We start from the raw sequence: 13,360 nt of genomic DNA, 5'->3' as shown, positions 1-13,360 counted from the left end.
CTGTACCACCCACCCGGCTACGACATTCTGATCTTGATTTTGATCTGGGTCAGGCGGCCTTGAGGGTGCCGCCGTCGATGATCCAGTTGGCGCCGATCACGCTGGGCATGGTGGGGGACGCGAGCAGGACGATGGCGCGGGCGATCTCGGCCGGTTCGATGATCGCGTCGACGAGCATGCCGTTCTGGCGGGGGAAAGCCTCGACCACGGCCGCGTGGTCCAGGCCCAGGTGGTCGGCGACCTGGGCGATGAAGCCCTCCTTGCTCTCGAAGACGTCGGTACGGGTGGGGCCGGGCGTGACGACGTTGACGCGGAGGCCGGCGCCGGCGTACTTCTCGGCCAGGCCCCGGGTGAACGCGGTGAGGGCCGCCTTCGCCGCCGCGTAGGGCATCGGGCCGCCGCGGGGGTCGCGGGCCGCCGTGGAGCCGATGTTGATGACGGCGCCGCGTGCGGCGAGCAGAGCGGGCAGGGCGGCGCGGGTGGTGCGGATGGCGGAGTCCAGGTTGAGGCCGAAGGCGTACGCCCAGGCCTGGTCGTCGCCGTCCAGCGGGTCGTCGAACGCGCCGTCCGGCATCGTTCCGCCGCCGGCGTTGTTGACCAGCACGTCCAGCCGCGGGCCGGAGGCCAGGACGGCGCGGGCGGGAGCGTCGGGCTCGGCCAGGTCGGCGGCGATGAAGGTGGCGCCGGTGGCCTCCAGTTCGGGGGTCTTGGTGCGGGACACGGCGACGACGTCGGCCCCCTCGGCGAGGAAGGCGCGGACGGTGGCGAGGCCGATGCCCTTGCTGCCCCCGGTGACGAGGACGCGCTTGCCGGCGAGTTTGAGATCCATGAGAGAAAGTGCATCACGTAAGTCGTAGTACGGTCAACAAATGAGTCACACAAGTCTCATTTGCTGGCCTAGTAGAGTGTGCGGTGACGCATGGAGGGTGCAGTGAGGGCGGACGCGGAACGCAGCACGGCGCGGATCCTGGAGGCGGCCGAGGCGGTGCTGGCCGAGGATGTGAACGCCTCGCTGGAACGCGTCGCCGACGCGGCGGGGCTGGCCCGGGCCACCGTGCACCGGCGCTTCGCGTCCCGGAAAGCGCTCGTCGAGGCTTTGACCGTGCAGCTCAACGAGCGCTATCTGGAGGCGATCCGGCAGGCCCGGGTGGAGACGGCGCCGCCACTGGTCGCCCTGCACCGGCTGACCGAGACGGTCTTCGAGCTCAAGATCAGCCACCGGTTCGCGATAAACGCCGCCTCGGACCCGGTGACCGCCCTCCCGACGCTCAGTCCGGCGGTCGAGCGGGGGCTGGACCGGCTGTTCGAGCGACTGCGCGCCGCCGGGGTGATCACCGCCGCGGCGCCGGAGTGGAGTCGCCGGATCTATCTGGCCGTGCTGTGCGAGGTGGACCGGCTCGCCGCCGCCGCCCCGGACCTGGCCGGTGAGAAGGCCGCCACCCCGGGCCCGGCCGGCGAAGAAGCCGGCGCTCCGGAGGTGGGCGGCGACAAAGCCGGCGATGAGGTCGGCGCGCGCACCGACCTGACCGTCCGGACCGTGATCGGCGCGCTCGGCGGCGACGCTCAGGCGCTGGTCACGCTGCGGACGTAGCCGTCCGGCCGGATCTCGAACAGGCGCGGCGACGTGGCGCCGTAGACCCGGTGGGCGTGCCCGGCCACGTCGACCAGCGCGCGCGGACCGGCGGGGGCGTCGGGCCGCACGACCCGGCGGACGTGCCGGTCACGCGTGTCGGCCGGCAGGGCGGCGTCGGGAACGTCGAAGGCCAGCACCGTCGCGTGCGGGCCGCGGAACGCGTCGAAGACCCGCAGCGAACCGCACGGCGCGTCGGGGGCCCGGTCGCCGGCCTGCACCGGGCCGGGCAGCGTGGGGCCGGCCAGCGGACCCTCCCGATAGGACAGTGACAGCTGCCGCAGCGCCGGGTCGTCGCGGTCGGTCGACTTCGAGCGGTGCAGCCGGGTGCTGATGCCGAGCACGCCGGCGGCGACGGGCAGGCGTTCGGCCTCGTACGTGTCCAGCAGCGCCGAGTCGCCGGTGGCCAGTTTCCACCCCAGGTTGTACGCGTCCTGGATGCCGGTGTTGAGGCCCTGCGCGCCGGTCGGCGGGTGCACGTGCGCGGCGTCGCCGGCCAGGAAGACGTTGCCGTGCCGGAACTTCGACACCATCCGCACGTTGGGGCGGTACTCCGACGTCCAGCCGACGTGCTCCAGCGTGACGCCGGGCGGGAGCAGGGATTCGAGCTGGTCGACGGTCGCGTCGGGAGCGAACAGCTGGTAGTCGTCGGTGCCGGGCAGCGGGCACACGCTGAGGCGGAAGTGCTGACCGGCCGGCCACACGTGCCAGAACTCGCGGTCCAGTCCGGACAGTCGCACGTCGGCGATCAGCATCCGCTCGGAGTCGGACGTCTCGCCCTCGAAGGTCGCACCGAGCAGTTTGCGGATGGTGCTGCGCCCGCCGTCACAGCCGACCACGTAGCCGGCGTGCACCTTCTCACCCGTACCCAGCGTGATCGTGGTGTCTTCCAGAGCGGTCACCGGGGAGCCGAACTCGACCCGGCCGCCCAGCTCGGTCAGCCGTTCCAGCAGCAGTTGCCCGGTGCGCCACTGCGGGATCATCAGCCCGTTGGGCCGGGGCGCCTCGGGTGTCGGCGCCTGCAGCTCGGCCATCCGCCACTCGCGCGTCCCGCCGTCGGGGAGGTGGGCCAGCATCGCCGGGTATTCGCAGCCGTGGGCCAGGAAGCGGTCGAGCACGCCGAGGTCGTCGAGCACGTCGAGGGTGCGCGGTTGCAGGCCCTTGCCGCGCGAGCCGGCGAAGGGCGCGGGCAGGGCTTCGAAGATCCGATGGGGTACGCCGCGACGAAGCAGTTCGATCGCCAGAGTGAGTCCGGTCGGACCCGCCCCGACAATGGTGACGGAAGATTCAGTGAATGCGGATTCAGTGAACATGGATTCACCGTACGGTAGGATCGAACCCGTGCGCAAGGAGCAGGCGGCCCAGACCGGGGTGGAGCTGAAAGCGGCGGCGGTGCGAGCCTTCGCCCGCCTCGGCTACCTGAACACCAAGATCACCGACATCACGGCTGAGGCCGGACGGGCGGCGGGCTCGTTCTACACGCACTTCGCCAACAAGGAGGCGCTGCTCGAGGCGCTGTTGGCCGACCTGCTGGCCGAGACCGACGCCGACGTACTGGCGGCGCCCGGGCACAGTGACGACTTCCGCGACCGGGGCGCGGTCCGTTGGCACGTCGCGTCGTACTGGGGCTTCTTCCGGCGGCACCGCACGGTCATGGTGGCGCTGCAGCAGGCGGCCGCGGTCGACGAGGCGTTCGCGCGCCGGTCTCAGGCGATGACCGAGCCCGACCTGCGGCACATCGCCGACCATCTGGCCGGGCTGCCGCTCACCAGCGATCCGCTGACCACGGCCCGGATGGTCACCACGCTGCTGCAGGGCTTCATCGCCACCTGGGAGGGCGGCGACGAGGTCGTCGACACCCTCACCGACTTCGTCTACGCGGCGATCGGCGGAAAGGACTGACCACAGTGGTAGCGCAGGCCGGTGTCGTGCCCCGGGAAACCGCCCTGCTCTACCACTCGAAAGGGCAGTGGTAGAGCAGGGCGGTGTCGCGGACGTGGATGCCGCCCGGGGCTACCACTCGAAAGGTTGGTGGGTCAGCGGTTGCGGAGGGCGTTGCGGTAGTCGGCGTTGAGGCGGCCGATCAGGGTCAGCGGAATGCCCTTGGGGCAGACCGTGGTGCACTCGCCGGCGTTGGTGCAGCCGCCGAAGCCGGCCTCGTCCTGGGCCGCGACCATGTCGATCACGCGGGTGTCGCGTTCGGGCTGGCCCTGGGGGAGCAGGCCCAGGTGGGCGACCTTGGCCGCGGTGAACAGCATGCTGGAGCCGTTCGGGCAGGCAGCCACGCAGGCGCCGCAGCCGATGCAGGTGGCGGCCTCGAAGGCGGCGTCGGCGTCGGCCTTCGGCACCGGGGTCGCGTGCGCGTCGGGGGCGGTGCCGGTCGGTGCCGAGATGTAGCCGCCGGCCTGGATGATCGAGTCGAAGGCGCCGCGGTTGACGACCAGGTCCTTGACCACGGGGAAGGCGGCGGCCCGCCACGGCTCGACGTCGATCACGTCGCCGTCGTTGAAGTGGCGCATGTGCAGCTGGCAGGTGGTGGTGGCCCGCTCGGGGCCGTGCGCCACGCCGTTGATCATCATGCCGCACATGCCGCAGATGCCCTCGCGACAGTCGTGGTCGAAGGCGACCGGGTCATCGCCGTCGAGGATCAGTTTCTCGTTGAGTACGTCGAGCATCTCCAGGAACGACGCGTCGGGGGAGATGTCCTTGACGTCGTAGCTGACCATGCGGCCCTTGTCGGAAGGGCCACTCTGGCGCCAGACGCGAACCTGGATGTCCATTACTTGTAGCTCCGCGTGCTCGGGTGGACGTACTCGAAGTTGAGGTCTTCCTTGTGGAGAGTCGGTACGTCGCCGCCGAACTCCCAGGCCGCGACGTACGAGAACTCGTCGTCGTGGCGCAGCGCCTCGCCGTCGGAGGTCTGCGACTCGGCCCGGAAGTGCCCGCCGGCCGACTCGTTGCGGTGCAGCGCGTCGATGCACATCAGCTCGGCCAGCTCGAAGAAGTCGGCGACCCGGCCGGCCTTCTCCAGGTTCTGGTTGAGCTGCTCGCCGGTGCCGGGCACCTTGACCCGGGTCCAGAATTCGTCGCGCAGGCCGCGGATCAGGCCGATCGCCTTGGTCAGGCCTTCCTCGGTCCGTTCCATGCCGCAGTACTCCCACATGATGTGGCCGAGTTCGCGGTGGAACGAGTCGACTGTCCGGTCCCCGTCGACTTTCAGCAGCTTGGCCACGCGGTCTTGCACCGCCTCGGTCGCCGCCGTCACCTCGGGGCTGTCCGAAATATCGGGGAACGGACCGCCGGCAAGATAGTTGTTGATCGTGTTGGGCAGCACGAAGTAGCCGTCGGCCAGCCCCTGCATGAGCGCCGAGGCGCCGAGCCGGTTGGCTCCGTGGTCGGAGAAGTTGGCCTCGCCGATCACGAACAAGCCCGGGATCGTGGACTGCAGGTCGTAGTCGACCCAGAGCCCGCCCATCGTGTAGTGCACGGCCGGGTAGATACGCATCGGCACCTCGTACGGATCCTCGCCGGTGATCCGCTGGTACATCTCGAACAGGTTGCCGTACTTGGCCTCCACCGCGTCCCGGCCGAGCCGCTCGATCGCGTCGGCGAAGTCCAGGTAGACCCCGAGACCGCCGGGCCCGACGCCGCGGCCCTCGTCGCACACGTTCTTGGCCGCGCGCGACGCGATGTCGCGGGGGACCAGGTTGCCGAAGGACGGGTAGATCCGCTCCAGGTAGTAGTCGCGCTCGTCCTCCGGGATGTCCCCGGGCGCACGCTTGTCCGCGGCGGCCAGGGGGACCCAGACCCGGCCGTCGTTGCGGAGCGACTCGCTCATCAGCGTCAGCTTGGACTGGTGGGTGCCCGACTCCGGGATGCACGTCGGGTGGATCTGCGTGTAGCACGGGTTGGCGAACAGCGCGCCTTTGCGGTGGGCCCGCCAGGTCGCCGTCACGTTGCAGCCCTTGGCGTTGGTGGACAGGAAGAAGACGTTGCCGTACCCGCCCGAGGCCAGCACGACGGCGTCGGCCAGGTCGGTGGTGATCTCGCCGGTGACCAGGTCGCGGACCACGATGCCACGGGCCCGGCCGTCGACCACGATCAGCTCGAGCATCTCGTGCCGGCTGTGCATCTCGATGTTGCCGGCCGCGATCTGCCGTTCCATCGCCTGGTAGGCCCCGAGCAGCAGCTGCTGTCCGGTCTGCCCCCGGGCGTAGAACGTGCGGGACACCTGCGTGCCACCGAACGACCGGTTGTCCAGCAGTCCGCCGTACTCGCGGGCGAACGGCACACCCTGGGCCACGCACTGGTCGATGATGTTCACCGACACCTCGGCCAGCCGGTACACGTTGGACTCGCGGGCCCGGAAGTCGCCGCCCTTCACGGTGTCGTAGAACAGCCGGTAGACCGAGTCGCCGTCGTTGCGGTAGTTCTTGGCCGCGTTGATGCCGCCCTGCGCCGCGATCGAATGCGCCCGCCGCGGGCTGTCCTGATAGCAGTACGACCGCACCCGGTAGCCGGCCTCGGCCAGCGTGGCGGCGGCCGATCCACCGGCCAGCCCGGTGCCGACCACGATCACCGACAGTTTGCGGCGGTTGGCCGGGTTGACCAGCTTGGCCGAGAACCGCCGCCGCTCCCAGCGGGTCTCGATCGGCCCGTCCGGGGCGGCCTGGTCGCGAATGGGGTCGCCGGTCTGCCAGAGATCCATGGCTATTTCACCAATCCCGTGAGGACGGCAAAGGGCACCGACAGATAGCCGATGACCAGGACGGTGGAGAGGGCCAGCGCGGCCTGCCGGGCGCGTCGCTCACCGCGGGGGGAGCGCTGGCCGAGGGTACGCACGGCGCTGAACAGCCCGTGCCGCAGGTGGAATCCGACCGCCACGACGGCCAGCACGTAGAACAGCGTCACGTACCACCGGTCGGGCGCGAAGCCGGCGATCACCCGCTCGGACGGCTCGCTGTCGCCGCCGGCCGGGTTCACCACGCCGACGGTCAGGTCGAGGATGTGCCAGATGACGAAGAGCAGGATGATGACTCCGCCCCAGCGCATGGTCCGGGCCGCGTAGGAGCCCTGGACCTTGGGACGGTGGGCGTACCGGACGGGCCTGGCCCGGCGGGCGCGCCGGGCCAGGATCACGGCGGCGGTGACGTGCCCGATCAGCGCGACCGTCAGTGCTGCCCGCTGGATCCACAGGAACCAGGTGTCCGGCAGGGCCGGGGCGCCGAGCGTGCGCAGCCAGGCCGCGTAGTGGTCGAAGTTGGCCGGCCCAACGAAGATCTTGAGGTTGCCGGCCATGTGCGCGAACAGGAACAGGACCAGCAGAATGCCGGTCACCGCCATGAGGAGCTTCAGCGAGACCGTGCTGCGCGCCGCGGGGACCGGGGTCCGCTTTCGAGCCGGCGCTTTCGTCATTACCGCCACGACCCGGACGGTAGGTCTCCCGTCAGCCATGCGTCCAATGCATGATGGGGGAGGTTTTCATAGACGGAGGCTATCCAGATGCAGTTGCAACAGCTGCGTTACTTCCTCGCAGTGGTAGAAACCCGGCATTTCACTCAAGCGGCTGATCTTCTGGGTGTGACGCAGCCGACCCTGAGTAAGCAGGTTCACACCCTGGAGGCGTCGCTCGGCGCGCCGCTGTTCGACCGGGTGCGCGGGGCGGTCACGCTCACCGCGGCCGGCGAGACGCTGCTGCCGATGGCCCAGCGGATGGTGGCCGACGCCGACGCCGCGGTGGGCGCGGTGGGCGACGTCGTCGGGCTGCGCCGGGGCGAGGTACGGCTGGGCGCCACCCCCAGCCTCTGTTCGTCGCTGGTGCCGGCGGTCCTGCGTACGTACCGGGAAGCCCACCCCGGCATCCGCCTGCACGTCACCGAGGGCGGATCCCCCGACCTCAGCGCCGGCCTGCTCGAACACACCCTCGACCTGGCCCTGCTGGTCGAGCCCGGCCAGGGGGCCGACCCGGCGCTGCGGGCCGAGCCGATCCTCACCGAGAGCCTGGTCGTGGCCTCCCGGCGGAGCGGTCCGCCGCCGACCATCTCGCCGCACCTCGAACTGACCGAACTCGCGCACACCCCGCTGGTGATGTTCCGGCCCGGCTACGACCTGCGCGAGGTCACCCTGGCCGCCTGCCGCGAGGCCGGTGTCACGCCCCGGTTCGCGGTCGAGGGCGGCGAGATGGACGCCGTGCTGGCCTTCGTCGAGGCCGGCCTGGGTGTCGCCCTGGTGCCGAGCATGGTCCTGGCCAACCGTCCGCTGCTCCGCGCCACCCCGCTGGCCGCGCCGGGCCTGCGCCGCACGGTCGCCCTGGCCCACCGCCGCCGGGCCGTCCTCCCGCACGCGGCCGCCGCCCTCCGCGATGTCCTGCTGACCCATATTTCCCTGCCCGGCGCACTCCCGTCCGGCGTGACAGTCCTCACGGGAGCCTGACGCTCCGACGCATTGATACTTGTCACACCCTACGTATACGGTCCTGCACGGATTGTTGGCGAACCGTGGGGGAAACGTATGTTTGGCGGCAAAAGCGGTGGGCGGATACTGGCGGCGGCGGTCGCCGTGGCCGGTCTGACCGCCCCGATCACTCTCAGCAGTGTCGCGAGTGGAGCGGTGGCGGCCGACACGTTCGCCTGTTCCGGCTCGGCGTCGGTGTTCGGCGAGCGGACCTCCGGCGACCAGCTCATGTACCCGTTCAACAACCCCGGCACCGCGCAGGGCGCTTTCGGCACGCGTGTCCCGGCCGGTCACAGCTTCAACACCTACCCCCGCCTGCTGGGCGGCCCGGGCGGCAAGATCTATGGCATCAACTCCCAGGGCCTCTGGCGCTATCGGTGGAACGGCACCAGCTTCGACACCAACCCGGACGGCAACCAGTACAAGAAGATCAGCACCGGCTTCACCCAGTACGCGACCGCGGCCTTCCGCGACAAGATCACGGTGGACGAGATCGGTGACATCTACCTGATCGACGGCAACGGTGAACTTCGCTGGTACCGCTACGACGACGCGGCGAACGGCTTCGTCATCAACCGCACCATCGACACCGGCTGGGCCCGGTACAACCTCATCGTGGCGGCCGGACCGGGCGTGCTCTACAGCCGGACGCCGGCCGGTGAGCTCTACCGCAGCCGCTTCGAGCCGAACAGCCAGCGGTGGATCGTCGAGGAGCAGCGGATCCAGACCGGGAGCTGGGACAACTTCCCGCTGGGGGTCTTCTCGGCCGGTGGCGACACGCTCTTCGGGATCCAGGCCGACGGCGACATGTTCCACTACCGGTGGCTCGAGGACGAGAACCGGTTCGTGTTCGGCGGCGTCGACGTGGGCAACGACTGGCACAACTTCGCCAACGTGTACGCCCTCACCGACACCTGCCGGCTGACCGACCGCAAGACGCCGGCCCGCCCGCCCGCGCCGCTCCAGCCGAACAACCCGACGGTGATGATCCAGGACTCGGCGACCGGCACGGCGCTGGGTGCGCTGGAGTACGTGTACGCGGACGGCATCGGCCGCCTCCGGCACGGCTACCAGCCCCAGCCGGACGTGTTCGGCAACGTGCAGTGGTCGGTCGTGCCGGGCGGCGACGAAGGTTTCACCGGCCGTCCGTCCCTCGTGGTCAACCCGCAGGGGAACGTCCGGCTGATGGCGCACAACACGGACAGCGACGCCTGGTCGTTCACCCGGCAGGCCGCGCCGAGCACGACATTCACGGCCGGTGTCGACCTCGGCGGCGCGCTGAAGAGCCGGCCGGCGATGGTCCGTCTCTCCGACGGCACCACGGCCGCGTTCGGCCTGGACGCCGCGGGCGCGCTGTGGCACCGCCGGTACGACACCTCGATCAACGACCTGCTCGTCTGGCGCAAGCTCGGTGGCAGCGGCCTGACCGGGGAACTGACCCTGGTGGCCGGGGCCGACCGGAAGGTCTCGATCTTCGCCCTGGACGCGGACGGCACGCCGGTCACGGCCACCTATGCCGACGGCGCCGTCTCGGCCTGGACCGAGCTCGGCGGCAGCGGCTTCACCGCCACCCCGGCCGTGGTCAAGCTGCCGGCCCAGGCGCTGCGGGTGTTCGCCCGGGCGGCCGACGGCCGGATCCTGGTCCAGCAGGGGGCCAACGGCACCTTCCCCGGCACGTGGACGCCGCTGGGTTCGTTCACCGCCGCGGGCCCGCCGGCGGCGGTGCTCGACTCGCCGACCGGTCGCCTGATGGTGGTCGCCCGGGGCGTGGACAACGAGGTCTACCGGGTCTTCGAGACCGCGGCCGGCTCGGGTGTCTGGGGTGACTGGACCAGGCTGAGCGGCGACCGCTCCGACCCGGCCGTCTCCAATCCCACGATCAGCGAGTTCGCCGACGGAACGGGCGACTCGTACCTGATCGTGTTCCGCGGCCCGGAGGACCGGCACCGCGTCTACGTGCGCGACAACGTGTCGGCCAAGGCCGCCCGGACGGCGACGCCGGCCTACACGCCGCACACCATCCCGGCCCCGCCGGCGTAACCGACCGGCATCGGGCGCTCGTCCCGGCGAGCGCCCGATGCCCGGTCAGCGGTTGGTCAGGCGGACGACCGGCAGGATCCGGGTGGTCTTGGTCTGATACTCGGCCTGGCCCGGGTACCGGGCGGTGATCAGCGGCCAGAGGACCGCACGCTCGTCCGCCGAGACCACGGACGCCGTCATGGCCGCCGTCTCGCCGCCGATCTCGATGGTCACGTCCGGGTTGGCCTGGATGTTGTGGAACCAGGCCGGGTTGACGGGAGCGCCGCCGAGCGACGCGACGACCAGGAGCGCGCCCTCGTGCCGCAGGTAGCCCAGCGGGCTGACCCGCTCGACGCCGCTCCGGGCGCCGCGGTGATGCAGCAGCAACAGGTCCGAATCGGCCAGCCAGCCGCTCACCTGTCCGCCGTTGGCCCGGAATTCGGCGATGACCCGAACGTTCAGTTCCTCCACGACCGCGTTGTCGGTCGGCGCGTCCTGAGCGCGATCCAACAGGTCTTCGGCGTCGTCATTCATAGATCCTCCTCGGCAGATCAGAGCCGACTCTAGCCGACAGAGCCAACTCCAGACCGTCCGCCTCTACGATGGCGTCGTGACCGCACGCCCGATCAGCCGGCAAGCCGAATACGCCCAGGCCACCCGCGAGGCGATCCGGGACGCCGCCGGGCGCCTGTTCGTGACCAACGGCTACTTCGACACCAAGGTCGCCGACATCGCCGCGGCCGCCCGGGTGTCCCCGGCCACCGTCTACGCGGTCGGCGGCGGCAAGAGCGGCCTGCTCCGGGACCTGCTCCAGGCGGGCATGGCGGACCAGCAGATCGCCGGCATCAAACGGGACCTCGAGGCCGAACCCGACCCCAACCGGCTGCTCGCCCTGCTCGTCGAGGCCCGGCAGCGGCGCTTCGACCAGTGGGCCGGCCTCCTGCGCGCGGTCGTCGCGGCCGCACCCCAGGAGGCATCGGTCCGGGAGAGCCTCGACATGACCGACGCCGCGATCCGGGCCGGCCTGGCCGGCGTCGCCCGCCGGCTCGCCGACATGGAGGCGCTGCGACCCGGCCTGACCGCCGACCGGGCCGCCGCCGTCCTCTGGTACTACACCGGCAACGCGTCGTTCTTCACGCTCGTCGACGACCTCGGCTGGTCGTTGCCGGACGCGGCGGCCTGGATCGGCCGGCAACTGACGCACGCCCTGCTGGACCGGTGACGATGGCACTTTCGTGCCATTCCGGACGTAGCGAGATACATCGATCGGCCGTCGATTCCCGGCGGGAATCTCGCGACGCTGACGGGCATGCGTTCCCAAGCATCGTTGTGCATCGTGTCGGCCGTCGTCCTGCTCGGCGGCCTCGTCCCAGCCTCACCGGCCGGGGCCGCGCCACGCCGACCGGCCGAACCGGACACCGCCCAGCTCGCCGGTGACCTGATCCACCAGCGGATCGGCTGGGAGAACTGCGAGAAGCTGAGCACCGACCCCGAGACCGACCAACTGCTGCACGCCGTACCCGGCCTGGCCTGCGCGACCGTGACCGTGCCGCGCGACTGGCACCACCCCCGGGACGGCAACACCATCACGCTTCGGGTGTCGAAGACCGCGACCAGCCGGCCCGGCGCCGATCGGCAAGGCATCGCGCTGGTCAACCCCGGTGGCCCCGGCGGCTCCGGGCTCGCCTGGGGCGCGGCCATGGCGGTCCGGTCCCCGGAACTGGCCGCGTCGTACGACTTCATCGGGTTCGACCCGCGCGGGGTCGGCGCCAGCACGCCGCTGAGCTGCTCGTACCAGATCGACCCGGCCAACACCGACCCGAACGTGCAGACCAAGGCGGTGGTGTCGGGCTGCCGGACGATGACCCCGCTGGCCCGGTACATCACCACCGAGCAGACCGCCTACGACATGGACTTCCTCCGCGCGCTGCTCGGCGAGCGGCAGACCAGCTACGTCGGCTACTCGTACGGCACCTGGCTCGGCACCTGGTATGCCACGACCTTCCCGAGCCGCGTACACCGGATGCTCCTGGATTCTTCCACCGACGTCTCCGAACCGTCCCTGCAGAAGACCTGGGACCTGCAGACCCGCAGCCGGGACCGCGCCTTCCAGAACCAGTTCCTGCCCTACGTCGCGCGGCACGATGCGACCTACCACCTCGGCACCGACCCGCAGGCGATCCGCCGGCAGTTCGAGCGGTACGGCGGCAACCGCGGCCTCTACGGCAAGCTGATCACCGCCCTGATCATCATCCCGGCGATGTACAGCAAGGAGATCTACCCGCTGGCCGCCGAGGTCCTGCAGGGCTTCATCGCCGACAAAGGGCAGATCGGCGGCGGTGACCCCGAGGACGCCGCCGTCGCCGCGTTCCGCGAACTGGTCGACCGGGCCCCCGCCACCGGCGTCGAGCGGACGTTCCTGAACAAGGCGCGCAGCCGGGCCGAGCAGGAGACCCGCCAGACCAACGCCGTCTTCGAGGCGATCCGCTGCCAGGACGGCCAGTGGAACCAGAGCCTCGCCCACTGGCGGCTCAACCAGCGCGACCTGGACCGCAACTACACGTTCATCGCCCCGCTCAGCCGCAACGGCGACGACACGCTCTACCCCGCGTGCGCGTTCTGGCCGACCCGCAACCGGATGCCGTTGCCCAACCCGAGAACCTTCCCCAAGGTGATGGTCGTGCAGAGCGAGATGGACGCGGCCACCGCCTATGAGGGCGCTCACGACACCGCCCGCTACCTGCCCGGTGCCCGCATGATCAGCGTCGACAACGAGGGCAGCCACGGCGTCTTCCCGTACCTCACCACGTGCGTCGACGACCCGGTGATCAGCTACTTCCGGCACGGCTCGATCCCCGCCGCCAAGTACAGCGCGTGCCCCGCTCTGCCGCTGCCCGGCGAGGACCGCGCCTACGACGTCGGTGGGCGGATCGGGCCGGGCGGGACCATCCACATGCGACTGGTGACCGGCGAGGTGCGCCGGGCCAACCTGATGGTCCACCGGATGCTGCGCGACCAGGAGCTCGACCCGAACACCGGCCAGCCGTCGCCCACACCGTGAGGGGAGCCGGGAGCAGGCTCGATCATCGGGCCTGCTCCCGGCGCTTCGCGTCACGCCGCTGCCACCGCGGCCCGCGCTCTCGTGCAGCGGGCGCGACTCGCCCGGCCGCGCGAGGTGTCCGAGGCCGGTGTCGGCAAGGTGCTCAGGGACACCCCGAGATGCGGGGCCGGGGCCGGGCCGCCGACGCGCCGTCGGCC

At 70.8% G+C, this 13,360-nt stretch carries 12 protein-coding genes; 6 read left to right on the top strand and 6 right to left on the bottom strand.

Translation table 11 applies throughout. The features are described 5' to 3' along the window. Positions 1-49: 49 nt before the first annotated feature. Positions 50-829: an SDR family NAD(P)-dependent oxidoreductase gene (locus tag ACGFIO_RS29630; protein ID WP_392830691.1), complete on the bottom strand. Its 780-nt coding sequence runs from the start codon at positions 827-829 to the stop codon at positions 50-52. Between the two features lie 102 nt (positions 830-931). On the opposite strand from ACGFIO_RS29630, the gene ACGFIO_RS29625 reads away from it, so the two are divergent. Then, positions 932-1,591, top strand: coding sequence for a TetR/AcrR family transcriptional regulator (locus ACGFIO_RS29625; RefSeq protein ID WP_392830688.1), 660 nt, complete (start codon positions 932-934; stop codon positions 1,589-1,591). Here the strand turns inward: ACGFIO_RS29625 and ACGFIO_RS29620 are convergent. Continuing rightward, a complete protein-coding gene (locus ACGFIO_RS29620) occupies positions 1,564-2,943 on the bottom strand; it encodes an FAD-dependent monooxygenase (protein ID WP_392830686.1) in 1,380 nt (459 codons plus the stop codon). The genes ACGFIO_RS29625 and ACGFIO_RS29620 overlap by 28 nt on opposite strands. A 28-nt stretch (positions 2,944-2,971) precedes the next feature. Here ACGFIO_RS29620 and ACGFIO_RS29615 point away from each other — a divergent pair, with 28 nt between their 5' ends. Then, positions 2,972-3,532 carry a TetR/AcrR family transcriptional regulator gene (locus ACGFIO_RS29615; RefSeq protein ID WP_392830683.1) on the top strand — a complete coding sequence of 187 codons (561 nt, stop codon included), beginning with the start codon at positions 2,972-2,974 and terminating at the stop codon, positions 3,530-3,532. Positions 3,533-3,666: 134 nt separating this feature from the next. On the opposite strand, the gene ACGFIO_RS29610 is transcribed toward ACGFIO_RS29615, so the two are convergent. The 3 genes from ACGFIO_RS29610 to ACGFIO_RS29600 are packed head-to-tail and all read right to left on the bottom strand — an operon-like array spanning position 3,667 to position 7,045. Beyond that, entirely contained in the window at positions 3,667-4,410 is a 744-nt protein-coding gene (locus tag ACGFIO_RS29610) for a succinate dehydrogenase/fumarate reductase iron-sulfur subunit (RefSeq protein WP_392830680.1), read from the bottom strand. Then, positions 4,410-6,338, bottom strand: a complete 1,929-nt coding sequence (locus ACGFIO_RS29605; RefSeq protein ID WP_392830677.1) for a fumarate reductase/succinate dehydrogenase flavoprotein subunit — start codon at positions 6,336-6,338, stop codon at positions 4,410-4,412. Before ACGFIO_RS29605 ends, ACGFIO_RS29610 begins: the two co-directional genes overlap by 1 nt. Positions 6,339-6,340: 2 nt before the next feature. Further along, positions 6,341-7,045, bottom strand: a complete 705-nt coding sequence (locus ACGFIO_RS29600) for a succinate dehydrogenase cytochrome b subunit (RefSeq protein ID WP_392831055.1) — start codon at positions 7,043-7,045, stop codon at positions 6,341-6,343. Between the two features lie 81 nt (positions 7,046-7,126). Here ACGFIO_RS29600 and ACGFIO_RS29595 point away from each other — a divergent pair, with 81 nt between their 5' ends. Together ACGFIO_RS29595 and ACGFIO_RS29590 are read left to right on the top strand one after the other, a co-directional pair. Then, positions 7,127-8,062, top strand: coding sequence for a LysR family transcriptional regulator (locus tag ACGFIO_RS29595; protein ID WP_392831053.1), 936 nt, complete (start codon positions 7,127-7,129; stop codon positions 8,060-8,062). 78 nt (positions 8,063-8,140) lie between these two features. Further along, positions 8,141-10,123, top strand: coding sequence for a tachylectin-related carbohydrate-binding protein (locus tag ACGFIO_RS29590; protein ID WP_392830675.1), 1,983 nt, complete (start codon positions 8,141-8,143; stop codon positions 10,121-10,123). A gap of 45 nt (positions 10,124-10,168) precedes the next feature. On the opposite strand, the gene ACGFIO_RS29585 is transcribed toward ACGFIO_RS29590, so the two are convergent. Further along, complete coding sequence (locus tag ACGFIO_RS29585) at positions 10,169-10,636, bottom strand: nitroreductase family deazaflavin-dependent oxidoreductase (RefSeq protein WP_392830673.1); 468 nt, start codon at positions 10,634-10,636, stop codon at positions 10,169-10,171. Positions 10,637-10,712: 76 nt separating this feature from the next. On the opposite strand from ACGFIO_RS29585, the gene ACGFIO_RS29580 reads away from it, so the two are divergent. Beyond that, the gene (locus ACGFIO_RS29580) at positions 10,713-11,324 is read left to right on the top strand and encodes a TetR/AcrR family transcriptional regulator (protein WP_392830670.1); all 612 of its coding nucleotides are present in this window, start codon (positions 10,713-10,715) and stop codon (positions 11,322-11,324) included. Between the two features lie 87 nt (positions 11,325-11,411). After that, entirely contained in the window at positions 11,412-13,163 is a 1,752-nt protein-coding gene (locus ACGFIO_RS29575; protein WP_392830668.1) for an alpha/beta hydrolase, read from the top strand. The last annotated feature ends 197 nt before the right edge of the window (positions 13,164-13,360 follow it).

It is taken from the genome of Actinoplanes sp. NPDC049265 (genome assembly GCF_043197135.1).
GTDB lineage: Bacteria > Actinomycetota > Actinomycetes > Mycobacteriales > Micromonosporaceae > Actinoplanes.
The sequence above is the reverse complement of the archived record's forward strand: the minus strand, read 5'-3'. Positions and strand labels throughout refer to the sequence as shown.

Coding starts and splice junctions, on each gene's coding strand:
- ACGFIO_RS29630 (WP_392830691.1), bottom strand. CDS start 829: ATGGATCTCAAACTCGCCGGCAAGCGCGTCCTCGTCACCGGGGGCAGC.
- ACGFIO_RS29620 (WP_392830686.1), bottom strand. CDS start 2,943: ATGTTCACTGAATCCGCATTCACTGAATCTTCCGTCACCATTGTCGGG.
- ACGFIO_RS29610 (WP_392830680.1), bottom strand. CDS start 4,410: ATGGACATCCAGGTTCGCGTCTGGCGCCAGAGTGGCCCTTCCGACAAG.
- ACGFIO_RS29605 (WP_392830677.1), bottom strand. CDS start 6,338: ATGGATCTCTGGCAGACCGGCGACCCCATTCGCGACCAGGCCGCCCCG.
- ACGFIO_RS29600 (WP_392831055.1), bottom strand. CDS start 7,045: ATGACGAAAGCGCCGGCTCGAAAGCGGACCCCGGTCCCCGCGGCGCGC.
- ACGFIO_RS29590 (WP_392830675.1), top strand. CDS start 8,141: ATGTTTGGCGGCAAAAGCGGTGGGCGGATACTGGCGGCGGCGGTCGCC.
- ACGFIO_RS29585 (WP_392830673.1), bottom strand. CDS start 10,636: ATGAATGACGACGCCGAAGACCTGTTGGATCGCGCTCAGGACGCGCCG.
- ACGFIO_RS29575 (WP_392830668.1), top strand. CDS start 11,412: ATGCGTTCCCAAGCATCGTTGTGCATCGTGTCGGCCGTCGTCCTGCTC.